General features: G+C 59.4%; 18 protein-coding genes. 10 read left to right on the top strand and 8 right to left on the bottom strand.

Features of this window, described 5'->3' with window-relative positions:
* Positions 1–8 precede the first annotated feature (8 nt).
* The 7 genes from ACO06L_RS13205 to pilG all read right to left on the bottom strand — a co-directional run bounded on the left by ACO06L_RS13205 (position 9) and on the right by pilG (position 13,109).
* Positions 9–1,061 (bottom strand): chemotaxis protein CheB, encoded by a 1,053-nt coding sequence (locus ACO06L_RS13205; RefSeq protein ID WP_064229596.1) that lies wholly within the window; start codon positions 1,059–1,061, stop codon positions 9–11.
* Positions 1,061–8,650 (bottom strand): Hpt domain-containing protein, encoded by a 7,590-nt coding sequence (locus ACO06L_RS13200; protein WP_202346147.1) that lies wholly within the window; start codon positions 8,648–8,650, stop codon positions 1,061–1,063. The genes ACO06L_RS13205 and ACO06L_RS13200 overlap by 1 nt, the downstream gene beginning before the upstream one ends.
* A gap of 11 nt (positions 8,651–8,661) precedes the next feature.
* A complete protein-coding gene (locus tag ACO06L_RS13195) occupies positions 8,662–9,561 on the bottom strand; it encodes a CheR family methyltransferase (protein WP_202346146.1) in 900 nt (299 codons plus the stop codon).
* 27 nt (positions 9,562–9,588) lie between these two features.
* The gene (locus ACO06L_RS13190) at positions 9,589–11,664 is read right to left on the bottom strand and encodes a methyl-accepting chemotaxis protein (RefSeq protein ID WP_202346145.1); all 2,076 of its coding nucleotides are present in this window, start codon (positions 11,662–11,664) and stop codon (positions 9,589–9,591) included.
* Between the two features lie 91 nt (positions 11,665–11,755).
* Entirely contained in the window at positions 11,756–12,301 is a 546-nt protein-coding gene (locus ACO06L_RS13185) for a chemotaxis protein CheW (protein ID WP_064229600.1), read from the bottom strand.
* 20 nt (positions 12,302–12,321) lie between these two features.
* A complete protein-coding gene (gene pilH, locus ACO06L_RS13180; RefSeq protein ID WP_008939836.1) occupies positions 12,322–12,684 on the bottom strand; it encodes a twitching motility response regulator PilH in 363 nt (120 codons plus the stop codon).
* A 32-nt stretch (positions 12,685–12,716) separates the two neighbouring features.
* A complete protein-coding gene (gene pilG / locus ACO06L_RS13175) occupies positions 12,717–13,109 on the bottom strand; it encodes a twitching motility response regulator PilG (RefSeq protein WP_008175635.1) in 393 nt (130 codons plus the stop codon).
* A 297-nt stretch (positions 13,110–13,406) separates the two neighbouring features.
* Between pilG and gshB the strand changes: the two genes are divergently transcribed.
* The 8 genes from gshB (at position 13,407) to ACO06L_RS13135 (ending at position 20,409) form a co-directional block, all read left to right on the top strand.
* On the top strand, positions 13,407–14,360 hold the full coding sequence (gene gshB / locus ACO06L_RS13170) for a glutathione synthase (protein ID WP_082905159.1): 954 nt from the start codon (positions 13,407–13,409) through the stop codon (positions 14,358–14,360).
* Between the two features lie 48 nt (positions 14,361–14,408).
* Positions 14,409–15,275, top strand: a complete 867-nt coding sequence (locus ACO06L_RS13165; protein ID WP_202346144.1) for an energy transducer TonB — start codon at positions 14,409–14,411, stop codon at positions 15,273–15,275.
* Positions 15,272–15,838, top strand: coding sequence for a YqgE/AlgH family protein (locus tag ACO06L_RS13160; RefSeq protein WP_064229602.1), 567 nt, complete (start codon positions 15,272–15,274; stop codon positions 15,836–15,838). Before ACO06L_RS13165 ends, ACO06L_RS13160 begins: the two co-directional genes overlap by 4 nt.
* Positions 15,831–16,274, top strand: coding sequence for a Holliday junction resolvase RuvX (gene ruvX, locus ACO06L_RS13155; RefSeq protein WP_064229603.1), 444 nt, complete (start codon positions 15,831–15,833; stop codon positions 16,272–16,274). Before ACO06L_RS13160 ends, ruvX begins: the two co-directional genes overlap by 8 nt.
* 32 nt (positions 16,275–16,306) lie before the next feature.
* A complete protein-coding gene (gene pyrR, locus ACO06L_RS13150; RefSeq protein ID WP_064229604.1) occupies positions 16,307–16,816 on the top strand; it encodes a bifunctional pyr operon transcriptional regulator/uracil phosphoribosyltransferase PyrR in 510 nt (169 codons plus the stop codon).
* A 27-nt stretch (positions 16,817–16,843) separates the two neighbouring features.
* Complete coding sequence (locus tag ACO06L_RS13145) at positions 16,844–17,857, top strand: aspartate carbamoyltransferase catalytic subunit (RefSeq protein ID WP_064229605.1); 1,014 nt, start codon at positions 16,844–16,846, stop codon at positions 17,855–17,857.
* The gene (locus ACO06L_RS13140; RefSeq protein WP_202346143.1) at positions 17,854–19,158 is read left to right on the top strand and encodes a dihydroorotase; all 1,305 of its coding nucleotides are present in this window, start codon (positions 17,854–17,856) and stop codon (positions 19,156–19,158) included. Before ACO06L_RS13145 ends, ACO06L_RS13140 begins: the two co-directional genes overlap by 4 nt.
* Positions 19,159–19,443: 285 nt before the next feature.
* The gene (locus ACO06L_RS13135; protein WP_227715775.1) at positions 19,444–20,409 is read left to right on the top strand and encodes a putative solute-binding protein; all 966 of its coding nucleotides are present in this window, start codon (positions 19,444–19,446) and stop codon (positions 20,407–20,409) included.
* Between the two features lie 41 nt (positions 20,410–20,450).
* On the opposite strand, the gene ACO06L_RS13130 is transcribed toward ACO06L_RS13135, so the two are convergent.
* Complete coding sequence (locus ACO06L_RS13130; RefSeq protein WP_064229608.1) at positions 20,451–20,723, bottom strand: HU family DNA-binding protein; 273 nt, start codon at positions 20,721–20,723, stop codon at positions 20,451–20,453.
* 295 nt (positions 20,724–21,018) lie between these two features.
* On the opposite strand from ACO06L_RS13130, the gene ACO06L_RS13125 reads away from it, so the two are divergent.
* Positions 21,019–22,083, top strand: coding sequence for a hypothetical protein (locus ACO06L_RS13125; protein WP_202346142.1), 1,065 nt, complete (start codon positions 21,019–21,021; stop codon positions 22,081–22,083).
* A 26-nt stretch (positions 22,084–22,109) separates the two neighbouring features.
* The gene (locus ACO06L_RS13120) at positions 22,110–24,173 is read left to right on the top strand and encodes a TRAP transporter large permease subunit (RefSeq protein WP_202346141.1); all 2,064 of its coding nucleotides are present in this window, start codon (positions 22,110–22,112) and stop codon (positions 24,171–24,173) included.
* Positions 24,174–24,191: the final 18 nt, after the last annotated feature.

Genomic DNA, 24,191 nt, shown 5'->3' with positions numbered 1-24,191 from the left:
TTGTTACCTCAGGCGGAGTCCCGTTTCTGCCGGCTCTTGAGCAGGCAGGATTCTTCAATGGTTTTTACCAGTTCCCGGGCCAGCTGCTCCGGGGTACCACAAAAACCGGCGCAACCGGTGGCGGCTACGGATTCCGGCATGGAGCTGTTGCCGCAGCTTGTGCTCTCCTGCACCCAGATCCGGCTACCGTAAGCTTTCAGCAGAGGCGCCGCAATAGCGCCATCATTGCCCATGCCGGAAAAAAGAATAGCATGGCAGCGCTGGCCGTAATGATCAGCCACATTCAGCAAAACCTGATCAATAGAGGGCCCATAGGGACCCGGCCAGGCCTTGCTGGTTTCCGTCAGGGTGCCCTGTTCGCCGAACTTCCACTCGTGCTCTACCGGCATCAGCACAACATCACCATTCTTGACCCGGTACCCTTCTTCCGCTCGCTTGAGCTGGTAGTGGGCGTGGCGACCCAGCACCCGGGTAAGAACCTCGGTAAAGTTGCCATCAATGTGTTGGGCATAGATAAAGCCCACGGGCAGATTCGGAGGCAGGTGATCCAGGAACGTCTTTACCGCTGCCGGGCCACCCAATGAGGCGCCCAGGATCCAGACTTCCTCGGCCACCGATCCGGGAACAGCCGGTGGAATCCAGTGAGGAAGGTCCGGTGATGGTGTCGCCGCCGGCGTATCCTGTTCCAGCTGTGCCAGCGTGGCTTCGGAATCCAGCTCTTCCAGATGCCCCAGTTGCTGCTCCAGCTTGCCCAGCAGCCGTCTTTCCCAGCGAAAGTACTCGGTGCTTCCGGGCTTGGGGGCTTCGTCCAGCCCGAACAGCACCGGTGCTTCCGTGTTTTCAAGCAGGTGATCGAACAGTAACGGGTGATCGGCCTCGTCCTCGAGGGTGACCAGCCAGAGGCTGGCATCGGGAAACTCCGGATAGCCCAGCAACCGGTCCGGATCCCCAGAGAAACGCACCTCGAGACCAAACTTGGATGTGGCGGCCTGCAGCCGATGACGCTGCAGGACCACGTCCGACACGATCCCGACCTTTGGCCGGCCGCACTGGCCGGCCATCACTGTCTTCCGGTCAGCCGCTCAATGGTCTCAAGCAGCTCGGTTTCCTGGAACGGCTTGCCGAGATACTCGTTGACACCAATGGCCAGCGCACGTTCGCGGTGTTTTTCGCCGGTCCGGGAGGTGATCATGCAGATCGGAGTTTCCCGCAGGTTATCGTCGTGGCGTACAAAGCTGGCAACTTCGAAACCATCCATCCGCGGCATCTCGATATCCAGCAGGATAATGTCCGGTTTGTGGTCCTGAAGCTGTGCGACCGCATCCAGGCCGTCTTTCGCGGTGATGACTTCCATGCCGTTACGCTCCAGCAGTCGTGAGGTAACCTTCCGTACCGTGACCGAGTCGTCCACCACCATGACCACGGTGGCCTGTTCCTCGTAACGCGCCGACTCGCGGGCCTTCTCGAGATTGGCCAGGCGCTGACGCTCGGACAGAATGTCGGAACGGATCATGGCCGGCAGGTCGAGAATCACCACCACGTTACCATCACCCAGAATGGTGGCACCGGAAACACCCCGGACCGAACTGAATTGCGGGCCAAGGGATTTAACAACAATTTCCCGGCTGCCCATCAGGTTGTCCACCTGCAGGGCCATGGGCTGCTCGGCACCGCGCACCAGGATCACCGGCAGCGGCAGGGCCTGGCCCTGCAGCTTCGGATGGTGGTCACTGTTCAGCAGGCTGCCCAGGTACTGGAGCCGGTATTCCTGGCCGGCATATTCGTACAGCGGCGCATCCGGCTTGTAGTATTCCTCGAGCTCGTAGGTGCTGACCCGGACAATACCCTCAATGGTGTTCAGCGGGATGGCGTAGAAGTCCTCGCCGGTGGACACCATCAGGGCCCGGTTCACGGAAACCGTGAACGGCAGGCGCACGGTGAAGGTCGTCCCGCGGCCAACGGCGGAATCTATATCCAGGCTGCCGCCGAGCTGCTTGATTTCACTGGCAACCACGTCCATGCCTACGCCGCGGCCGGAAATCTGGGTTACCTGCTGAGCGGTGGAGAAGCCGGGTTGCAGGATAAACTGGAGGATTTCCCGTTCAGACAGATCCTCATCTTCCCGCAGCATGCCTTGACGGATGGCCTTGTCACGGATCACCGAAGAGGGAATGCCGGCGCCGTCATCGATCATGCGCAGCACCACGTCGCCGCCCTCCCGCGTCAGTGACAGCGTGACTTCGCCGGTTTCCGGCTTCCCGGCTTGCTTACGATCGGCCGGGCTTTCGATGCCGTGGTCCAGGGCGTTCCTGAGCATGTGTTCCAGGGGCGCGATCATACGCTCGAGGATGTTCCGGTCCATCTCGCCTTCGGCGTTGCGGACATCGAAGTCCACTTTCTTGCCCAGCTCGCCGCTGATCTGACGGACGATCCGGCGCAGGCGCGGCACCATGGAGGCGAACGGAATCATCCGGGTCTTCATCAGACCTTCCTGGAGTTCCGTGTTGATCCGCGACTGCTGTACCAGCAGGGTTTCAGTGTCCCGTACCCGGTCAGACAGGGTTTCCCGCAGGTCCGCAAGGTCCGAGGAGGACTCGGTCAGGGCTCGGGACAGTTGCTGGATGGACGAGTAACGGTCCATCTCCAGCGGGTCGAAGTCGTCGCCGTAATCCGGACCGTGCTCTTTCTCGGCACTGAACAGGATCTGCGCTTCGGTTTCGATTTCCATCCGGCGCAGCTGCTCACGCAGACGTTCGATAGTGGCGGCCATTTCATCGAGGGTATGGCCAAAATCACTGGTCTGTTGCTCAAGCCGGCCACGGGTAATACTGGTTTCACCGGCCAGGTTGACCAGCTCATCCAGTAGCGGTGCGGATACCCGGATGGTTTCCTGGGCCGCCCGCTGGGCTTCGGCCGCCTGTTTACGCGCCTTGGCCGGCGATTTCCCGGGCTTGGGTGCCGGTGCGACCGGTTTTTCCGCCTTCGCTGGCAGTGTTGGCTCTTCGGCCTTTTTCGGTTCCGGCGCGGCCGGGGCTGGCGCTGGCTGTTCGGCGCTTGGCGCTGGCACGCCCACTCCCGACTCATAGCCCTTACGGATATCGGCAACCAGGGCAATGATGGCGTCGTGATCTTCGGTAATGGCCTGCCACTGTGATTCGTCCGGGGCATTGCCGCCCAGATCAATCAACCGGGTTTCAAAGGCGTGGGCCTTGTCGCCGAGCTGTGTGAGCTGGGACAGACGGGCGCCGCCCTTGAGGGTATGCAGTGCCCGCTGGGCTTCCTGGTTGAAGTTGTGGTTTGCCGGCTCCTTGCGCCAGTCATCAAGCAGCTGCTCGAGCTGATCCATGATCTCGCCGGCTTCCTCCAGGAAGATTTCCAGCACTTCCGGATCGATCGCTTCCTGTTCCGATTCTTCACGGGGGGCTGCGGTCTCTTCGGCGGCAACCTCGTGGGCTGCCTGGAAGTCTTCAATAAGCCCGGTATCCGGTTCGGGCTTGCTGCCATCTTCCAGGCTGTTGAGCATGGTCTTGAGGCTGACTAGTGCCCGATCGCTGAGGCTGAGCAGAGTCTTCTGGTTATTGGAGCCGGAAATCAGCGGATCCAGGGCGTCTGACCAGGCCTCTGCCAGGTTGGCAATCGGGTCGACGTCAGAAAGCCGTGCACCACCCTTGAGGGTGTGCAGTTCCTGCTGAAGCTGGGTCAGGCCGGTCAGTTCTTCCGGTTCGTCACGCCACTGATCCAGGCACTCGCTGATGGCGTCGTAGATTTCCAGGCCTTCGTCCAGGAAGATGCCGATAAGATCGTCATCACTGGCCTGCGTCAGAGTCTCACTGAGGCTGCTGGTTTCTGGTGTTTCCTCGGCCGCAGACACAGCTTTTTCAGCCTCTGCCGGTTCTTCCTCACGGGCGTCTGAGGGCATCGCCTCGCCCCGCAGGATGGACTGGACGCGGGCGACTAGCTCATCGGCCGGCGGGCAAGGCTTCTGGGTGGCCACTTGCTCGACCATCTGCGCCAGCCTGTCATGGCAGGCAAACAGCAGGTCATTCATGGAGTCGCTGGCTTCCAGCTGACCTTCCGCAACCTTCTCGAACAGGTCTTCCAGCACATGGGTCAGGTCGCCAATGGCTTCAACGCCGGCCATCCGGGCGCCACCCTTGAGAGTGTGGACATCCCGTTGCAGTTCGGCGGCAATGCTCCGGTCCGAAGGATCTTCCGTCCAGGTGTGCAGGGCACTGCCGGTGGAGTTGATCAGATCGTAGGCTTCTTCCAGGAAGATGCCGACCAGTTCCGGATCCAGGTGGGAGAGGTCGGCGACACCTTCTTCTGATTCGCCGGCCTCATCGGCTTCGGCAAGGTCAGCCTCTTCCGGCTCGTCTACGTCCGGGAGCGGGACCTGTTCTCCAGTACCTGCTTCCGCTTCGGGCTCTTCGTCCTGACTGGCTACGTTGGTGACCGGCCGGGTGCCGGTGGCGTTGTCCATGTAAGCCTGAATTTCGCCAATGAGATCCGGAGCAGGGCGTGGCGGCTCCTTGGCCTCCAGATTTTCGACCATACCTGCCAAACGATCGTGGCAGCGGAACAACAGATCGGACAGCTCATCGTTGATCGACAGCCGCTGCTCGGTCAGTCCCTCAAACAGGTTTTCCAGTTCATGAGAGAGATCGCCTACGGCCGGGATGTCCGCCAGCCGTGCGCCACCCTTGAGGGTATGCAGATCCCGCTGGAGCAGGCGCAGGATGTCCAGGTTGGCGGTATCTTCGCTCCAGCTCTGGAGTGCTTCGGCGGTACTATCGATGAGGTCGCGGGCTTCTTCCAGGAAGATTTCCGCCAGTTCCTCATCCATTTCGTCATCGGACTCGGCCGTTTCCGGGAGCGGCGGTTGCTCGGTTGCTGCGGGCTCCTCACTGGCTGGCGTCTCGGTCTCGTCCATCTCAAGGCTGAGATCGATCTCCTCAAGGTCGCCGGTGAATTCCTGCTCGAAAGCGTCGGGTTCCTGGTTTTCCGGGGTCTGAGTCTGTTTCAGCCCTTCAAGGGCGGCGACCATGTCTTCGCCCGACTCTGTGGCGAGCCCGGCCGCCACCTGGTCCATCATGTTGATCAGTTGTTCATGAGCGGCCCGCACGGTCTCGAAGAAAGCCTCGTCTGGCACTTTGTCGTGCTTCGCGGCCTCGTCATAGGTTTCCTTCAGTGCACCTGAGAGCGCTGCGACGTCGCCGAGCCCGGCTTCGGAGGCGCCGGAGGTCAGCTGCTCCAGCTCGGAACGCAGCGGGTTCAACGACTCCATTTCGCCGGGGTTGTCCGCCCAGTGATCAAGGATCCGGTCGGCATCAAGAACAATATCGAGACCTTCGTTCAGGAACAGCTGAACCAGCTGTGACGGCGCCTGCTCTGGGTGCTGGCGCGGTGCTTCCTCACTGTGGCTGCGCAGTGTTTCATCCGTCAGGTGTTCCAGTTTTTCAAGGAATGCCTCGGTGCCTGGCAGCGACGCCTGCGGGTTTTCACGGATCTGGGCCAGGCCCTGGGTCAGGAAATCGCAGGCGGATTCGATCAGCGAAAGCACGTCGCGGTTGGCGCGCTTGTTCTGGGCCCGTGATTCCTTGACGAAGCGCTCCAACGGCGTGATCACGGCTGCGATCGGGCCGATGCCTGCTGTATGTGCGCTGCCTTTGAGTGTATGCAGGGCACGGGAAAGATCATCGGTGTAGGTAACCGTGGTTTTGTCACCGGCGGCCGAGAGGAAGTCCTTCAGTGTTTGCAGGTGGGTCTCAGTTTCGCTTTCAAAAATGTCCAGCAATACCGGGTCCACCGCATCCTCTTCAGCGGTCTCGGACTCTGCGCCGGCGGTGCCGGTCTCGGCTTCGGCCATCGCTTCCGAGCCATCCGATTCGGCGGCGGGCATCATGCTGGCATCGGGAATCTCGCCGTTGGCCAGGGCATTGGCACGGGCTTCCAGATTGGACGTGTCGACCGACGGCGCCCGGCGCTTTTCAAAATCCTCGACCAGGGCTGGCAGATTGGCGGTGACATCCTCCAGCAGGCTGGCGATGTCATCGTTCATGAAAATACTGCCGTCGATGACGCGGTTCAGCATATTTTCCACGGACCAGGCCAGCTCACCCACTACCAGCGCGCCAACCATACGGCCACTGCCTTTCAGTGTGTGGAAGGCACGGCGAACTTCCGACAGGGCGCTGCGGTCATCATGCTGGCGCAGAAGCATCGGCAGGTATTCACGAATGGTGTCCAGCACCTCACCGGCTTCTTCAACGAAGATCTCGAGTATTTCATCGTCAATCAGGTCGTCTTCATCGAAGGATTCTCCAGATGCGGCCTCGGCGGTATCTCTTTCCTCACTGGGTGAGCCTGCTTCCTGTGCTTCCTCTTGTGCATCGACCGCTGTGTCTTCGACCTCGGGAACTTCCGGTGCCTCGGCGGCCTCATCATCAGTACGGCGGGTCGTCGCCATGGCTTCGGCGCGGCTGATGAGCGCTTCAACGTCGCCTGCGGTCTGGCCTTCCTTGAATTCACGGATCAGCGAAGGAATACGGGCATTGACCTCGTCCACCAGGGTAAACATGTCGTCGGTGGGACGAATGGTCTGATCAATCACGCGGTTCAGCAGGTTCTCCACAGACCATGCCAGCTCGCCAATACTGGTCGCGCCAACAAGTCGCCCGCTGCCCTTGAGCGTGTGGAAGGCACGACGGACCTCGGTCAGCGCTTCACGGTCATCGTGATTCTGGCGCAGCCGGGGATAGAATTCATGGATGGTTTCGAGAACTTCCTCGGCTTCCTCAACGAATATGCCGAGAATCTCATCGTCCAGAAGCTCTGCATCCGAGCTCTTGGTTTCTTCGGGGGTGGCCGTAGCGGTGGTATCCGGTTGCTCTTCAACCGGCTCAACGACGGGTATGTCCTCGGCGGTGGTTTCCGTCCAGGTGGGTTCGGCCCCGACCGGGAAACCGAGAGATGAAAGACTGTCTTCCGCAACCTTGAGAATCGAGTCGTTTTCGCCAATCCCGTCGGCCAGGCGCTCGAGGTAATACTCGATGCTGGTGACCGCATCGGCCAGGATATCCAGTTGCTTCCAGTCCGGAACCTGTTTGCTGCCCAGCAGCACATCGGTAATGTAGCGTTCGGCCGAGGCCAGCATGCCGGCAACCCGATCCAGCGGGATCAGGCTGAGGCCACCGCGAATGCTGTGCAGCAGGCCTGGTACGTGTTCAATTTCCCGGGTATCCCATTGCGAGGCAATGAAATTCACGATGGCGGATTTAACCTGTTCCAGGGTGTTCCGGGATTCCCGGAGCAGCGCGCCGCTAGCCTCGCCCAGTTCCCTGGAGCCAAGGTTCACCGGGGCATCGGAGGCCTCTTCTGAGGACGACTCCTGCTGTCCTTCACTATCCAGGCCGGCGAGACTGGCTTCGACATAAAGCAGCGCGCCGGCGATGTCCATCAGAGTGCCATCATCGACCTGTTCGGTCTGGGCGCTGAGTTTTTCAACCAGTTCGACCTGCTCGGTAACCACTTTCCGCGGTATGCCCAGCCCCAGCACCGCCAGGGTATTGGCTACCTGACGCAGACCCGGCAGCAGGTCCTCAAGCTCACTGTTCTGGCGCAGCTCTGAGCGAACAAACAGGTCAAGTTGATCCTTGAGTTTCGCCAGCTCTTCGTTGAGTGCGCCGACAACGGAATGAATGGCATCCCGACCCGGACCAGATACCCGGGTTCGGGCGGCATCAACGTCGTCTTCCGAAGGCAATGCCTGATTCAGACGGTAGGCATCCCGCAGGGCACTGACCTGGGGTGAATCCAGATCCCGGGCACGGGCAACATAGTAAAGCAGGTGTTTAAGCAGCGCTTCCGGTGCCGGTTGCTGAAGGATATCCGCATGCTCGTCAGTCAGTCGGCGGATTTCACTGTCCAGCTCCCTGAGCAGGGATTTCACCGCCGCATTCACCGGGTTCACGTGTGCCTGCAGTGTTTCCACGAACGCACTGGCCGCTTTCCAGAGCTCGCCCCGGGGCGTTTTCTGGCACAGACGGATCAGCCGTTGAATCACCTTCTGCATGTACTCGAAATGGGCATCGAGATCCGCTTCCCGGATGACGCCGGCCAGAGCAAACTGGTACATCTGCCGCAGCTTGCGGATGTGGCCCAGAACCGTCGGGTCTTGCAGACGCTGGGACACCTTCCCGGTCACGGTGATGCGTGAGGGGGCCAGGTCCGGTTTGAACAATGAGGTATCAGACAGCAGGGATTCGCCGCGGGCGGCCCGGAGGTCGTTAAGCAGTGGCAGCAGCACCATTGGAAAATCGTCCTGGCTGCTGGCCAGATGCTCGAGGTACTGGGGCAGCTGCAGGATGGCCTGCATCAGCACTTCAACGGCTTCGTCGGTATTGGCAACGGTTTCGTTGAGAACGGCCTGGGTGAGCTTTTCCATTTCCTCGGTGAGCAGGGCTGCACCGTAGAGCTCGACCATTTGCAAGGTGCCGTGTACCTGATGGAGATAATTCAGGCAGAAGCGCAGGCGCGCGGTGTCGTCACGATTCTCGACATACGCTTCCAGTGCATGCTGACCCTGGGTCAGCGTGTCCTGTATCTCTCCCCGAACCCAGTCGAGGGCGATGCTGTCATGGTGATTGCCCATAACCACTCCGGTTATTCTTCGTCAGTCTGGCGTTTGATCCACGCCAGCACATGTTCCGAGGGGACTCTCTGTAACCCGGGAGGCTGCCAGTCGGTCAGCTCTCCCTGGCCCAGAACCAGCAACCCCCCGGGCGCCAGCCGCTCTGCAAGTCGCTTGACAATTTCCCGCCGGCGCCAGCGACGGAAATAAATCAGCAGATTCTGGCAGAAGATAATGTTCATCCCGTGCATGGGTGCCTTATCAAGATCCAGAACATTCAGTCTGGTAAAGCACACCCTGTCACGGATGCTGTTCACAATTTCTACGGTATTCCGCTCGGCCGGGCGGAAATACCGGGATTTCATGTCTTCGTCCATTCCCAGCAGTTTGCGGGGATTGAACTGGCCGTTCCGGGCCTTCTCGATTACCGGTTTGCTGATGTCAGAGCCGGTGACACCAAACAGCGGCTGCAACGCCAGCTGGCTCATGCATTCATTCAGCACCATGGCCAGGGTATAAGGCTCTTCACCGGTGGAACATCCAACACTCCAGGCCTCCAGGGGGCGCTTTTTCAGCTGTTCCCGTGGCCGGGTCAGGACATAGTCGGACACCAGCCGGAAGGCGTCGGGATCCCGGAAAAACCGGGTTTCCTGAACCGTGAGCCGATCCACCAGCGTTGACCATTCTCTGATCGCATCGGGCCCGGATACGATTTTTTCGTAGTAGGCCTGATAGCTGCCGCACCCGATTTCCCGCATTCGAATGCCAAGATTCGTTTCCAGAAACGAACGGCGCTCGGCGGACAGGGTTATGCCGGTTCGGTGTTCCAGCAGGGTTTGCCACTGGCTGAACTGCGCCTCGTCCATATCCGGAAGTCGGCGCAGTGACCAGATGCCCTCGGCAGGTGACAGGTTGTTATGCATTTGCGCCATAAACCGTCAACAGCCCTGGAACGGAAATCAGCCCACCACCGGAACGTCGCTGTCTTCCTCTTCTTCCTGATCCGCCACGTCTTCTTCCGGCAAGGTGAAGCCGGCAACGGAAGACCGCAGCTCGGACGCCATTTCTGCCAGGTTACCGATGGACTTCGCGGTCGCATTGGTACCAGAGGAAGTCTGGGACGTGATTTCCTGGATAACGTTCATGGTGTTGGAAATGTGCGCGGCCGACGAAGACTGCTGACGTGCGGCGTTGGAGATGTTCTGGATCAGTTCCGCCAGGGACATGGATACGTTCTCGATTTCCTCGAGGGCGATACCCGCGTCCTGAGCCAGACGGGCACCACGGACCACCTCGGCGGTGGTGTGTTCCATGGAGATAACCGCTTCGTTGGTATCTGACTGGATCGTCTTAACCAGCGCTTCAATCTGCTTGGTGGCCGCGGAGGAACGCTCCGCCAATCGCTGTACTTCGTCCGCAACAACCGCGAAGCCCCGGCCCGCGTCACCGGCCATGGAGGCCTGGATCGCCGCGTTCAGGGACAGGATGTTGGTCTGGTCGGCGATGTCGTTGATCAGGGATACGATGTCACCGATTTCCTGGGAAGATTCACCCAGACGCTTGATCCGTTTGGAAGTTTCCTGGATCTGCTCACGGATGTTGTCCATGCCGCGGATGGTGTTCTGTACCACTTCCGCGCCTTTCTTCGCGATCGCAACCGACCGCTCCGCAACCGCGGAGGACTCGGCAGCGTTCGAGGATACCTGGTCGATGGACACGGCCATCTCGTTCACCGCGGCGGAGGCGCCGGCGATTTCCTGGGCCTGGTGCTCGGAAGCATCGGCAAGATGCATCGCAGTGGCCTGGGTTTCCTGAGCCGCTGACGCTACCCGTACGGCAGTACCACGAATCGCCTGTACCAGTCCGCGCATCTGGTCGATCGCGTAGTTGATGGAGTCGGCGATGGCACCGGTGAAGTCCTCGGTTACCGTGGCCTCCGTGGTCAGGTCACCATCAGCCAGGTCGGCCAGTTCGTCCAGCAGTCGCAGGATCGCGTTCTGGTTCTGCTCGTTCTGCTCTTGCGTAGTGGCCAGTCGGGCCTGGGCTTCGCGGTACAGGGCCAGACCGATAAACACAACAATGGCAACCATGGCGGCCAGGATGGCAAAGGCTAGGGTCGGGCTGACCAGGCGTGAGCCAGACTGGGTCCGGAAGTTCTCGGCCAGCACAGAGAGTTCGGAAAGCAGGATCTCAGAATTCTGGAAGATGTCGCTGGCAGCAGTACGAACCTTGAAGAGGTCGGGAGAGGCCTCAAGGATCGCGTCTACGTTCTGGGAGACGAACTGGAACAGTTCATCGACGGCTTCGAGGCCGTAAATGGCGTCTTCGTCATTTACCTGGGAGATACCCATTGCCGGGTTGCCGTTCAGCTGGCCTTCGAGCACTCGCCCGAACAGGCTTGCGTCACGACCGAAACGGTCGGCGGCAATAACCGCGTCTTCGTCACCGGAGAGTACGTTGTTGACCGAGCGAACAATCCGCTCCGCCAGGAGAGACTGGCGCTGAGCCAGTGCGATCTGTTCGGCGGGTGCGTCGTTGTCGAGCAGGATCTGTACGATATCGTCGTACTCAACCTGCAACTGCGGGATGGTTTCGTTCAGGGTCCGGGCAACCTCGTGGAGACCGAGCACCGCATCCTGGGTGGAGAGGATGCTGTCGGCGTTTTCCCGCACGGTGTTCCAGTTTTCCTGAACGCCACTCTGCTGGGCCAGTTCACTCGGCGGCAGACCGGTTTCCGGATTACCCTCGGTTACGTTGGTCCAGAGCTGCTGGAATTCGTCACGGGAGCGGCGCAGCTGGTTGAAGGCCTCGGCGGTACCGCCGGCAGCCTCGGTCGCGTTCTTCGCGATCTCCTGAGAGAGCACCCTCAGTTCGGCGGTGTTGGCGATGTATTCCTGATCGTTCTGGCTGTCTTTGTTGATAATGAACAGCACCACAACGAGCAGGATAGTGAGTGCGATCAGCGCGGCGATCAGGCCGGCAACCAGCTTGTTGCCTCCCTGTCCCATACTGAGTCTTCCGGCTCTGTTCTTCATTTTCTGGCTCCCGGCCTCTTCAAGAAATTGGCAAGTTTGTTTTTTCGGGTTTCAGGCGGTCAGGGTGATGTTCCTGCCATTGTCACCACCCTTACCACTGTGCGACGTCCAGAAATCGTTCGTCCTCGAGCAGGTCGACGGCCGAAAACACTTTCCAGACTTCCTCGTTGCGTTCGTAACCGCCTGAGACAAACGGTCGAACGTTTTCAGGTACGCCCTCGGGCGAATCCTTGAAACTGTCAGTCGCGAAGTACTGCATGCCCAATACACTGTCGACCACCAGCCCGCTGAAAATATCGCCCTGTTCAACCACCAGTACTCGCCGCTCCCGCTGGCTTCGGGAAGAGCGGGGAATATCGAAAAAGCCGGCGAGATCAACCAGGGGCAGGAGGCGGCCGCGGACATTGGCGGCGCCAAGCAGGAACGGGCGAACCCCCGGTATGTGGGTGAACCGGGGGACATGGAGGATTTCAGTAACTTCGCCCATGGGGGCAACGTAGCGTTCACCTGCGAGAACGAAGCCGATGCCGTTCCACAGTTCAACGGCTTCCTGTTGTTCCGGCAGGCCGGCAGCCAGTGACCGGCTGCGTGCGGCGATATCCGTCAGAACGGCAAAAGGGGCGGCCTGGGCGGACATGCATACTCCACGGTTGGGGATCAGGCAATCAGACTGTTGATTGTTTTGATCAGGTCGTCTTCGTTAACCGGCTTGACCAGGTAACCCTTGGCGCCCTGGCGGGTACCCCATACGCGGTCAGTTTCCTGATCCTTGGTGGTTACAATGACCACCGGGATGGAAGCGGTTTCCGGTGCACGGGTCAGTTGGCGGGTTGCCTGGAAGCCGTTCAGGCCGGGCATAACCACATCCATCAGAACCAGATCCGGGGTTTCGGCACGGGCCTTGGCAACACCGTCTGCGCCGTTGTCGGCGGTCAGCACTTCGTGCTGGTGCTTTTCCAGGATCGTGGAAATTTTCTTAACCTCGGTAGGGGAGTCGTCAACAATCAGAATGCGGGCCATGGTTTCCTCGATGGTTCTTTGGGTCAGCAGGTTTACTGTTCCGCCTGTGGAACATATTGGCGGATGGTATTGAGCAGCTCATCCTTACTGAACGGTTTGGTCAGATACTGGTCGGAGCCGACGATACGGCCTTTGGCCTTGTCGAACAGCCCGTCCTTGCTGGAGAGCATGATAACCGGCGTCTTTTTGAAGGAGGAATTGTTCTTGATAAGTGCGCAGGTCTGGTAGCCGTCCAGGCGGGGCATCATGATATCAACAAAAATGATGTCCGGCTGGGAATCGGCAATCTTGGCAAGAGCGTCAAAGCCGTCAGTCGCGGTGATGACCTCACAGCCGACCTTTTTCAGAAGGGTTTCTGCGGTGCGACGTATGGTTTTACTGTCGTCGATCACCATGATCTTCAAATTCTCGAAGTTGTCATCCATTGTCCAACTGCCTTGCGCTCAGCGACTGTCGTTATTTTAAAACGGGGTTTTTAACACAAACCTTAAGGTTCTTCTATAAACCCCGCTCATTTATAGATTATGAATGGCCGGATAAAAAGTATTAGTTTGTGACCAAATGTACTTCTGCCCGCAACGTCACGTAACTGACTGAGGATTTCTCCGGATGCATTTGCAGCTCGGGTACAATACCATCTGATCTCACAGCATAGCACTTAATGCCCGGTCCGCTCTGCAGACCGGTTCGTGTTTTTAACCCTCAGGAGTGCAGGAACGCCCATGACCGTCAGACTCGGGATCGTGATGGATCCGATTGAAGATATCCACTTCAAGAAAGACAGCTCACTGGCCATGTTGCTGGCTGCCCAGAAGCGTGGTTGGGAAATCGAGTACATGGAGCTGCCGGATATGTATCTCGATGGCGGCCGGGCCATGGCACATACCCGCGACCTGACCGTCCACATGGATCCCGAGAACTGGTACAGCTTTGGCCCGAGCCAGGACCGGGCGCTGGGCGACCTGGATGTCATCCTCATGCGCAAGGATCCGCCGGTAGATCGGGAATTCCTGATGGCCACCTATATACTGGAGGCGGCCGAGCAGCAGGGCGCGCTGGTGGTCAATCCGGCATCCACGCTTCGCGACTGCAACGAGAAACTCTTTGCCACCCAGTTCGAGGACCTTACGCCACCGCTGTTGGTCAGCCGCTCGGCAAGCCGTTTCCGCGAGTTCTATGCCAAACACGGCGATGTGATCATGAAGCCGGTGGACGGGATGGGTGGCCATTCGATCTTCCGGATCCGGGAAAATGATTTCAACCTGGGTGTCATCATCGAAACCCTCACCAATTATGGCGCCCACCAGGCCATGGCCCAGAAGTACATTCCGGAAATCAGCGATGGCGACAAGCGTATTCTGCTGATCGATGGTGAGCCGGTACCCTATTCCCTTGCCAGAATACCGTCCCACGGAGAGAATCGGGGCAACCTTGCCGCCGGCGGCCGGGGTGAGGGCCGGGAGCTGACGGCCCGGGATCGGGAAATCTGCGAGCGGGTTGCGCCGGTGATTAAAGAGAAAGGCCTCATTTTTGTCGGCCTGGACGTGATCGGTGATTATCTGACCGAAATCAATGTCACCAGCCCGACCTGCATCCGGGAACTCGATGCGGCGTTCGGGATCGATATTGGTGGTCTGTTAATGGACGCAATTGCAAAACGCCTGGGCCAGGCATAATCCGGTAATGGTGACCGGGCAGGTTTAACGACAGGATCCGTATCAGGAATGGCAGTTCAGGTAAGCGACTTCGACCGGTTTTCCTTCACCCTTTTCATGGCACTTGCGGTGCATGCCATCGTGGTGCTGGGAATTACCTTTGCGCCTGAGCCACCCCGTTCCTCGGCCCAGACCATGGAAATCACCCTGTCCCAGTTTGACGACGAAGAAGCCCCGGAGAAAGCGGACTTTCTGGCCCAGACCAGTCAGAAAGGCAGCGGCACCCAGGAAGAGGCTCGGGAAATGACCACGCCCCAACCGGCAGAGGTCAGCCAGCCTGAGGTGGCTCAGGTCCAGCCGGAGCCGCCGTCCCAGATCGAGCCGCAGCCGCGCCAGGAAAAACAGGTGGTGCAGACCGAGAGTTCGTCCAGTCAGAAGGTTCAGCAGCCTGAGGAGCGCACCAGGCCGGAAGAGGAACCTCTTCCGGTGCGGGAGAAAAAGAGCCTGATGGAACGCAGCCTCGAAATTGCCAGCCTGGAGGCGCGCTTCGATGCCCAGCAGCAGGCCTATGCCCGCAAGCCCAGGGTGATGCGTGTTACCGCTGCCTCTACGCTCAAGTCCAGCAACGCCTGGTATGTTCAGAACTGGGTGAGCAAGGTAACCCGGGTGGGCAATATCAATTACCCAACCGAGGCGCGCAATGCCGGAATCTATGGCACACTGAGGTTGCTGGTGTCCTTGAAGAAGGACGGCACCATAAAAGAGGTGGCTATCCTGCAGTCTTCCGGTAGTACCGTGCTGGATGACGCTGCCATACGCATAGTCAGGATGGCCGCGCCTTTTGCACCATTTCCGGACGAAATGCGGCAAGAGGTGGACGAACTCGAAATCATACGTACCTGGTCCTTCCAGCGTCGGGGGCTGACATCCGGATGACAGCATCAAAACACTCTCCCCATAGTTTGCGCCACCAGTTCCTGGTGGCATCGCCCTATCTCGCTGATCCGCGTTTCCATGGTGGCGTGATCTATATTTGCGAGCATTCCGACGACGGTGCCCTGGGGTTAATGATCAATCAGCCGCTGGACATCCACCTTGGTGAAATTCTGGAACAACTGGACCTGCCAGGCGGTGAGCTGGACCTGCCGGTATTCAGCGGTGGTCCGGTGCAGCCGGAAAGGGGCTTTGTGCTGCACCCGCCCGGAACCAGCTGGCAGAATACGGCCAAGGTCACCGAAGATGTTCTGTTGACCACTTCCCGCGACGTATTGGCCGGCATTGGCCGCGCTGAGGGCCCCGATGAATACCTGGTAGCCCTTGGCTACTCCGGCTGGAGCGAGGGGCAGCTGGAAGAAGAGCTGGGCAGTAATGCATGGCTGACTTGTCCTGCCACCACTGACATCCTGTTCCGTACTCCCTGGGAAGAGCGCTACAAGGCGGTGCTGCAGCTGATCGGCATTGATCTCAATCAGCTCAGCGAATCGGTCGGTCATGCCTGAACCGGCCAGCCGTCGCGTCATGGCGTTCGATTTTGGTACCCGCCGTATTGGCGTAGCGGTCGGCCAGGAGTTGCTGGGCACCGGGCAGCCAGTGGCGCTGATTCCGGCCCGTGACGGTATCCCGGACTGGCAACAGATTGAATCCCTGCTCGAGGAGTGGCGCCCGGATCTGGTGGTGGTTGGCCTGCCGCTCAATATGGACGACACCGAGAACGACATGTGTGCCCGGGCCCGCAAGTTCGGCAAGCGTCTGCATGGTCGCTACCATGTGCCGGTCGAGATGGTGGATGAGCGGCTCACCAGCTTCGAGGCCAAGGGTGAGGTGATGGCCGCCGGAGGCAGTCGTGATTTTGGCCGTCACGGGGTGGATGATCGGGCCGCCGTTCTGATCCTGGAAACCTGGTTTGGTCAGCGGGAAAATGATGCCGGCGCGTGACGCAGGCTGGCTTTTAAGACAGTGAGGACTGAATGACGGCATTGCTTGATATTGATCAGTTGCTTGACCAGATGGAATCCGGGCTGCGTCAGGCGCTTGAGCAACGGGGCGTGGAATCACCGGTTCTGATCGGTATCAGGACGGGTGGTGTCTGGCTGGCGGATGTGCTCAGCAAGCGCCTGGGTATCGAAGAGCCATTCGGCGAACTGGACATTTCCTTCTACCGCGATGATTTCAGCCGCATCGGCCTGAACCCCCGGGTCAAACCTTCAAGCCTGCCATTCGATACCGAAGGCCGGGACATCATCCTGATTGACGATGTCATCATGAGCGGCCGGACCATTCGCGCCGCCATGAATGAGATCTTCGATTATGGCCGTCCAGCCAGTATCATACTGGCCACCCTGATTGACCTCGGTGCCCGGGAACTGCCCATCCAGCCGGATGTGGCTGGCAAGACAATGGCGCTGGAATCCCATCAACGTGTCAAACTGCGTGGCCCCGACCCGCTCCGTATCGAGCTTCAGGAAGCCGGACAATAAACCTCCGAATCGGATAACAGGCGACCCATGACCGCTAACGACTCCTCCCCGCACCACTTGCAGCTGACCCGGGATGGTCAGTTGCGGCATTTTCTCACTCTCGACGGTCTGGATCGGGCGCTGCTGACCGACATCCTGGACACTGCGGACTCCTTTATCGAGGTCGGTGAGCGAACCATCAAGAAAGTGCCACTGCTTCGCGGGCGAACCGTGGTAAACCTGTTTTTCGAGTCCAGCACTCGAACCCGCAGTACCTTTGAGCTGGCGGCCAAGCGCCTCTCTGCGGATGTGCTTAACCTGGATATCAGCACCTCGGCCACCTCCAAGGGCGAATCCCTCTCGGACACCCTGCTGAACCTCGAAGCCATGGCCAGCGACATGTTTGTGGTCCGGCACTCCCAGAGTGGTGCGCCGCATTTCATTGCCGAGAGCGTGACGCCCGGCGTCGCCATCATCAACGCCGGTGACGGCCGTCATGCGCACCCGACCCAGGCCATGCTGGATATGCTCACCATTCGCCAGCACAAGGGACAGTTCGAGGGACTGAAAGTCGCCATCGTCGGTGATGTGCTGCACTCGAGGGTAGCGCGGTCCCAGATTCGCGCCCTGAACGAGTTGGGCGCGGAAGAAGTTCGTGTTATTGCCCCGGGTACCCTGCTTCCCAAAGACGTGGAAAGCCTCGGCTGCACGGTGGAATACGACATGACCCGCGGGATGAAGGATCTGGATGTGGTCATCATGCTGCGACTGCAGAAAGAGCGGATGGAAGGGGCATTGTTGCCCAGCGAGCGGGAGTTTTACCGGTTATACGGCCTGAACCAGCAGAAGCTGGCGCTGGCTCACCCGGAGTGCATCGTTATGCACCCGGGGCCGATCAACCGGGGCGTTGAAATCGAATCCGCAGTGGCCGACGGGCCGCAATCGGTAATCCTGAACCAGGTGACCAACGGCATTGCCATCCGGATGGCGGTTATGTCCATGGCCATGGGTGGTCAGGTTTCCGAACGGCAGCAGAAATTGAGTGAGAGGGGCCAGGCATGAGCAGTGTGAACACGTCCGGAATCAGTCTGAAGATCACCGGAGGCCGACTGTTCGATGGTCAGGGTGCGGAGCAGGAAAATACCGCACTGCTGATTCGGGATGGCCGCATTGCCGCGGTGGGCGAGGCCGCTGCCCGGGAAACGGCCGACGAGACCATCAGCGCAGAAAACAGCGTGATCACACCGGGGTTTGTGGATCTGTGCTGTAACCTCCGTGAGCCGGGCAATGGCCAGAAAGGTAATATCGCTTCCGAGACACTGGCGGCGGCCCATGGCGGTTTCACCACGGTATGCGCCTCACCGGAAACCTCCCCGGTAAACGATTCCAGTGCGGTCACCCACCTTATCCGTGACGGTGCTGCCAGCCGTTCGCCCATCCGGGTTTTGCCCATTGGTGCGATTACCCGGGGTCTTGAGGGCGATCTGCTCAGCGACATGGCCGGTCTGGCTTCAGCTGGCTGTGTCGCAGTCGGTAATGGCTCCCGGGGTGTGCGCAATGCCCGCATTTTGCGCCGGTGCATGGCCTACGCCCAGACCTTTGGTTTGACAGTGATGTTCAGCCCCGAGAACCAGGCCCTGGCCGCCGACGGCTACGCCCACGACGGGCTGGTGACCTCGCGGCTGGGTTTGCTGGGGATTCCGGAAGTGGCGGAAACCGCCGCGGTGATGGAAATGCTGTTGCTGGCGGAGGAAACCGGGGTTCGTTTGCACCTGAGCCAGCTCTCTTGCGGTCGCAGTGTTGAAATGCTGGCCGATGCCCGCAGCCGGGGTATTTCGGTAACTGCCGATGTGGCCATGCACCAGTTGGTGTTCACCGAGGACGCCCTGTCGGGGTTTGACAGCCGCTTCCATGTTCGGCCGCCACTGCGCGGCGAGAGCGATCGCAAGGCCCTGATTGCTGGCGTCCGGGAAGGCATTATTGACGCCATCGTCAGCCAGCATCAGCCCCATGATACTGCTGCCAAGCAGGCGCCCATGGCGGCCACTGAGCCTGGCTTGTCCAGCATCGAGAGTGTGTTGTCGCTGGGTCTTGAGCTGGTGGAAATGAATGAACTGGCGCTGCCTGACCTGATCCGGGCGCTGACCACCGGCCCGGCCTCCGTGCTTGGCCGGACGGCTCGTCTGGCTGAGGGGGAAACGGCCGATATTTGCCTGTTCGATCCCGATGCATTCTGGACGCCGAATTCGAAAACACTGGTTTCAGCCGGTCGTCATGCACCGGTGACCGACCGCGAATTGCCGGGTGTCATCCGTCTCACCCTCAGTGAGGGTCGGAAGGCCTGGTCCCAGGCCGTGATCTGATCTAGTCATACGGACTGAAAGTGCGGCAGAGGTTACGAAACCTCTGTCGACACCATCACAGAATCTCCCCCTATTGCTGAAAAACCCTTGATGGCAGGCACCTGTGCCAACGTATTCTTGTAGCCGTCGCCCTATGGTCGACCAAGGAAAGCGTGGCCTGGCCGGTAGCTTTAATCAGACCGGCGCCCGACAATAATAACCAGGAGTCATCCCGTGAAATCAGCAAACCTCCCCCAGCGGGTAGCCATGGCGGCTGCCCTCTGTGCCAGTCTGATCTTGCCCTCAATGGGTCAGGCACAGGCACAGAACGAGCCTCTGGAACGCAGTTTTTGCGTTTTTGACCCGGTTGGTGCCAATGGCCCTCTGTTTGCCATCACCAAGACCTTCCAGCCGGTTGCCCTGAAGAACGGCATCAAGCTGGACCTTCGCGCCTACACCGATGAGAAGGTGGCCGCCGAGGATTTCAAGGCGGGGCAGTGTGATGCCGTTCTGCTTACCGGCACCCGTGCTCGGGAATTCAATAAATTCACTGGCAGCCTTGAAGCCATGGGCGCGGTACCAGGCGAAGAGGAAATGCGGCTGCTATATAACACCCTGAGCCAACCCAAGGCCCGGCCATTCCTGATTGATGGCCCCTACGAAGTGGCCGGTGTGTTCCCGGGGGGAGCCATTTACCTGCACACCCGTGACCGCAGTATCGATTCGGTCGAGAAGCTGCAGGGCAAACGGATTGCTACCCTGGACTACGATCAGGCATCCGTCCGGATGGTTCGCCATGTGGGTGCATCCGTGGTGGGTTCCAATTCCGCCAATTTTGCCGGCAAGTTCAATAACGGCAGCGTTGACCTGGCTTATGCTCCGGCCGTCGCCTACACCCCGCTGGAACTGTACAAGGGCGTTCAGCCAAACGGTGCAGTGGTCAAATATGCCCTGGGGTACATGAACTTCCAGGTGATCATCCACCGGGACCGGTTCCCGGATTCCGCCGGCCAGATGGTCCGGGACCAGGCGATAAAACGCATTGACGAGGCTTATGAAATCATCGCCCAGGCAGAGGCGGAGATTCCTGAAGAAGTCTGGATGGAGCTGCCCCGGGAGGATACCGCCGAGTACGACAAGATGCTGCGCAAGGTGCGGCTGTCGTTACTGGAGGACGGTGTTTACGATGAGCGGGCCATCAAGTTGATGAAAGCGATTCGGTGCCGGGTAGATGCCACCCGCTCCGAGTGTGCCTCCGTCGCCGGAACCTGAGGCAGGAGTTGATCAGGCCCGCGTCGCGGGCCTTTGCCTGACTAGCGGATTTCGTCTTTAAGAGCCTTCCCGGCCTTGAAGCCGACGGTCTTGCTGGCAGGGATGCGAATGGTCTCGCCGGTTTGTGGGTTGCGTCCGTCCCGCGCCTCGCGACTGCGGATATTGAAGGTGCCAAAGCCGATCAGGGTGACATCTTCGCCCCGGGAGGCAGCGGCAGACACCTGGTCGGTAAACGCGGTAATCACTTCGCTGGCCTTGTCACGGGTCAGGCCGGTTCGGTCGGCAATGGCCGCGGCGAGTTCAGGTTTGCGCATCGGATACTCCTTTTATTGTATTTCTGTTGTTTCAGTCTCTGTCCTGGCCGGAATCACAACGACTCACGGTTGCTCCAATCTATAGTGGCTCCTGACTCATTGTGCAAACCCCGGGGCGGCAATGGTGTGTTTAATTTAGCGTCATTTGCGGCATCGGTCGCATAAAAACCGGGGCCCGTGGGCCATAATGCGTGCCTGGTTACAGTCTGTAACAAACCGGTTTGTCTGCCGGAGTCTGACCCGTGGCATCGCAGCAAGACTGCATCAGAACAAAAAACGAAAAGGTGAAGAAGGTATGACCCATTTCCGGAATCCCTCCCGCAAGGCGCTTTTTTCCATGTGCCGTGTACGTAACCTCATGGCGGCTTTTATGGCCAGTGTAGTCCTGAGTGGCTGTGGTGCGGTGAATCACGTGATGTACAAGACCACCGGGGATGTGATGCAGGGTTTCTCCAGGGATCACACCGTGCCGTTTCTGATGGAGAGCAATGACCTGGCCATGGGGTGCGCCATGAGCGAGGCGACTGCACCATTGCTGATGTCCTTCGGTCGAGTCACCAATGAGCCGGACCAGCTGGCGGTGATGCTTTATTTGTCAGCCGGCGGCTGTGCAGAGGAAGAGGCCAGGGAACATGAGTTGGCCGCCCTTGCCGCTCTGCATGCCATGAACGGGAATGCGGCCGAAGATGCCATGATCCGCCAGAAGCGGGCCCACAGCGTCGCTGCCCGGCGCTATTACAACGCCTGGCAGCACCACAATGCCCATTACGGAAATCCTGCCAATGGCGAATGCCCGGATTTCGATGACGACATGGACGAGTTTATCTACATGGCCGGTCTTCTCTCCGGCCTCCAGGCCCTGAACGCCCAGATCCAGTCCACCTCCTCTATTGGGGTGCCGGCCAACGTTGGTTCCATTGCCGCCCGGGCCACCAGCTGTCTTGATAATGAAAAATGGTGGGGCGCACCCATGGCTTTGCGGGCAACGGTATGGGCGATGATACCGGGTGCCCAGCCCGAGGGTGAGGATGCCTTTGAGCGGCTGGCTATTGCCGGCGAGCAGGGTGATGCTGCCGGTGTACGCCTGCCTTACGTCTTCCATGCCATCGCGGCCCTGAACAAAGGGGACGAGGCAATGGTACGTGACGTGATTCGGGAGCACGCTGAATCGGTCCAGAACACTCCGGCCAACGAGGACTGGCGATTCGTGGATGCCATGGCAACCGACATGATTGTCGCGGTGTCTGATCGTCTGTGGGTCGAGAACACCGGGCATCGTACGCCCATGGGCCAGCTCGGCACCTTCTGGGATGACCAGCGGGAAGAGGTAGAAACCATGGATCTGGACGATCTGCTGTAACCACTCCCTACCCAGAGTAATCAGTTATGTCGAAGGGCAGTTTTCATCGTAGCGGGCTGGAGTGGTTTTCATCACTGCCGGCCTGTCTGCTGTTACTGGCGGTGGTCATCTTCTCCACGAGCAGTGACATCCACAATCAGATGTTGCGCGGAGGTGAACAACTCTGGAGCGGCTACTACAAGTTGCGGATGGATCCGGTCCAGCCCACCTGCGACCCGAACCGGGATATCGACGCGGCGGTTGCTGAAGAAATGGCGGCGGATGCCGAGACGGATGACCCGATGGCGGCGTTGCTGGGGGCCGAGGAAAAAGACCCGGCTGACGTCCGGCTTGCTATCGAACGAGCGGTTGCTGACTGCCGCGAGGCCCACCAGAATTTCGAGAATCTCAGGGACCAGCTGACGCCGGGTGTAAAAGCCTACCGGGCCGTTGAACTGTTCATTGCCGACCTTATTGCGTTTGGCCTGGAATCACAGCGTTTCATTCTGGTGATCCTGGTCATGCTGTGTGCGGTTACCGCGACCCTGACCCGCCACCACATCGCCATGCGTGCCATGGAAACCCGGCTGGATTACACCGTCTCCCACACTCTTCAAACCATCGCCAATGCCATGCTGCTGGGCTCGAGCGCAATCTTCCGTCAATCCAGCCTGGGTTCAGACACGGCGGTCTCTTCCGAAGAGCTGTTGCTGCACAATTTCTGGATTATCGGTTTCGCCTGCCTCACGCTGGCCAGCCTCTACCGGCTATTCCGGGTGCCTGATGATCTTGAGGAGGGCGGCAGCCTGAACAAGGCCTTCCTGGCCGTTCCGCTCTATACCGTGATGTGTCTGATCTCCGGCACCTATTTTGCCTTGATCGGACACGCGTCGGGGATTGGTATCTATCTCGGCAAGATGATGGAGCTGTCCGACATGTTCCTGAATGTCGGTCTGTATGTGTGGGTGGGCATGATGCTGAAGCAGACCCGCCTGGCCACCCTGGTGTTCAATGTCTTCCGGCCCTGGCGCATGCCGCCGGAAATGCTGGCGGTTGTAGCGGTTCTGGTGGCTGCCGTGCCCACGGCCTACACCGGTGCCTCGGGCATATTCGTCATCGCGGCCGGTGCCGTCATCTACAGTGAGCTGCGTGCCGCCGGTGCCCGGCGGCATCTGGCCCTGGCGGCGACCGCCATGTCCGGTTCCCTGGGTGTGGTCTTGCGGCCCTGTCTGCTGGTGGTTGTGATTGCTTATCTGAACCGGGAAGTCACCACTGATGAGCTCTTTGGCTGGGGCATCTGGGTGTTCGTGCTGACCGCCACCATGTTCGCGATTGTGGCCCTGAGTGTGAACCGCCAGAGTGAGTTCAATCTGGCGCCTTCTGCCGAAGCCTTCCCTGCCATGACGCAGGCGCTCAAACCCTTGATTCCCTATGTTCTGGTAATCGCTGCCGTGGTGCTGTTCTATCGTTTGGCACTCGACGTGAGCATGGATGAATTCTCGGCGCCAAGGCTGCTGCCTGTGATCATGCTGGCAATCCTTGTGTACGAGCACATCAGCCTGAAAAACCGGAAAGGAAAAGCCTCGGGGGAGATCAACCACCAGGGGCTGGAGCGAAGTCTCCGTGGCGCCACCAACGATACGACGGCGGAAATTGGCGCGCTGTTGCTGTTGCTGGGGTTGTCGGTCAGTATCGGTGGTGTGATCGAGCGGGCCCACCTGATGGAGGCTTTCCCACAGTCGTTTGACAGTGCCTGGTCGGCAATGCTGCTGATGGTGGTGATCCTGGTGATCCTGGGCATGATCATGGACGCATTCGGTGCCGTGATCCTGGTAACCGCCACGGTTGCTACGATTGCCTACTCCAGCGGGATTCATCCGATCCATTTCTGGATGGTGACCCTGGTGGCATTTGAACTTGGCTACCTTAGCCCGCCGGTAGCCCTGAACCATCTGCTGACCCGGCAGGTGGTTGGCGAGGCGGAAGTGCTGGCGGCGCAACAGGAAACGGGGACTTTTTATCAGCGCCATGAGCGTATCATCATGCCGCTGATTGCCATGGGGATTTCGCTGGTGTTGGTGGCCTTCATACCCCTTATTTTTTACGCCTGAGGTTTTGGTGTTGGCTCT

The organism is Marinobacter sp., assembly GCF_965229985.1.
Taxonomy (GTDB): Bacteria; Pseudomonadota; Gammaproteobacteria; order Pseudomonadales; family Oleiphilaceae; genus Marinobacter.
This window is presented reverse-complemented; position numbering and strand designations above follow the sequence as displayed.

What these genes read in the sequence shown, in the direction of transcription:
- ACO06L_RS13200 (WP_202346147.1), bottom strand. Translation starts at nt 8,650, where the DNA reads ATGGGCAATCACCATGACAGCATCGCCCTCGACTGGGTTCGGGGAGAG.
- ACO06L_RS13195 (WP_202346146.1), bottom strand. Translation starts at nt 9,561, where the DNA reads ATGGCGCAAATGCATAACAACCTGTCACCTGCCGAGGGCATCTGGTCA.
- ACO06L_RS13140 (WP_202346143.1), top strand. Translation starts at nt 17,854, where the DNA reads ATGAGCAGTGTGAACACGTCCGGAATCAGTCTGAAGATCACCGGAGGC.
- ACO06L_RS13185 (WP_064229600.1), bottom strand. Translation starts at nt 12,301, where the DNA reads ATGTCCGCCCAGGCCGCCCCTTTTGCCGTTCTGACGGATATCGCCGCA.
- ACO06L_RS13120 (WP_202346141.1), top strand. Translation starts at nt 22,110, where the DNA reads ATGTCGAAGGGCAGTTTTCATCGTAGCGGGCTGGAGTGGTTTTCATCA.
- pilH (WP_008939836.1), bottom strand. Translation starts at nt 12,684, where the DNA reads ATGGCCCGCATTCTGATTGTTGACGACTCCCCTACCGAGGTTAAGAAA.
- ACO06L_RS13205 (WP_064229596.1), bottom strand. Translation starts at nt 1,061, where the DNA reads ATGGCCGGCCAGTGCGGCCGGCCAAAGGTCGGGATCGTGTCGGACGTG.
- ACO06L_RS13135 (WP_227715775.1), top strand. Translation starts at nt 19,444, where the DNA reads ATGGGTCAGGCACAGGCACAGAACGAGCCTCTGGAACGCAGTTTTTGC.
- ACO06L_RS13130 (WP_064229608.1), bottom strand. Translation starts at nt 20,723, where the DNA reads ATGCGCAAACCTGAACTCGCCGCGGCCATTGCCGACCGAACCGGCCTG.
- ACO06L_RS13160 (WP_064229602.1), top strand. Translation starts at nt 15,272, where the DNA reads ATGACAGCATCAAAACACTCTCCCCATAGTTTGCGCCACCAGTTCCTG.
- pyrR (WP_064229604.1), top strand. Translation starts at nt 16,307, where the DNA reads ATGACGGCATTGCTTGATATTGATCAGTTGCTTGACCAGATGGAATCC.
- ACO06L_RS13145 (WP_064229605.1), top strand. Translation starts at nt 16,844, where the DNA reads ATGACCGCTAACGACTCCTCCCCGCACCACTTGCAGCTGACCCGGGAT.
- ACO06L_RS13165 (WP_202346144.1), top strand. Translation starts at nt 14,409, where the DNA reads ATGGCAGTTCAGGTAAGCGACTTCGACCGGTTTTCCTTCACCCTTTTC.
- ACO06L_RS13125 (WP_202346142.1), top strand. Translation starts at nt 21,019, where the DNA reads ATGACCCATTTCCGGAATCCCTCCCGCAAGGCGCTTTTTTCCATGTGC.
- gshB (WP_082905159.1), top strand. Translation starts at nt 13,407, where the DNA reads ATGACCGTCAGACTCGGGATCGTGATGGATCCGATTGAAGATATCCAC.
- pilG (WP_008175635.1), bottom strand. Translation starts at nt 13,109, where the DNA reads ATGGATGACAACTTCGAGAATTTGAAGATCATGGTGATCGACGACAGT.
- ruvX (WP_064229603.1), top strand. Translation starts at nt 15,831, where the DNA reads ATGCCTGAACCGGCCAGCCGTCGCGTCATGGCGTTCGATTTTGGTACC.
- ACO06L_RS13190 (WP_202346145.1), bottom strand. Translation starts at nt 11,664, where the DNA reads ATGAAGAACAGAGCCGGAAGACTCAGTATGGGACAGGGAGGCAACAAG.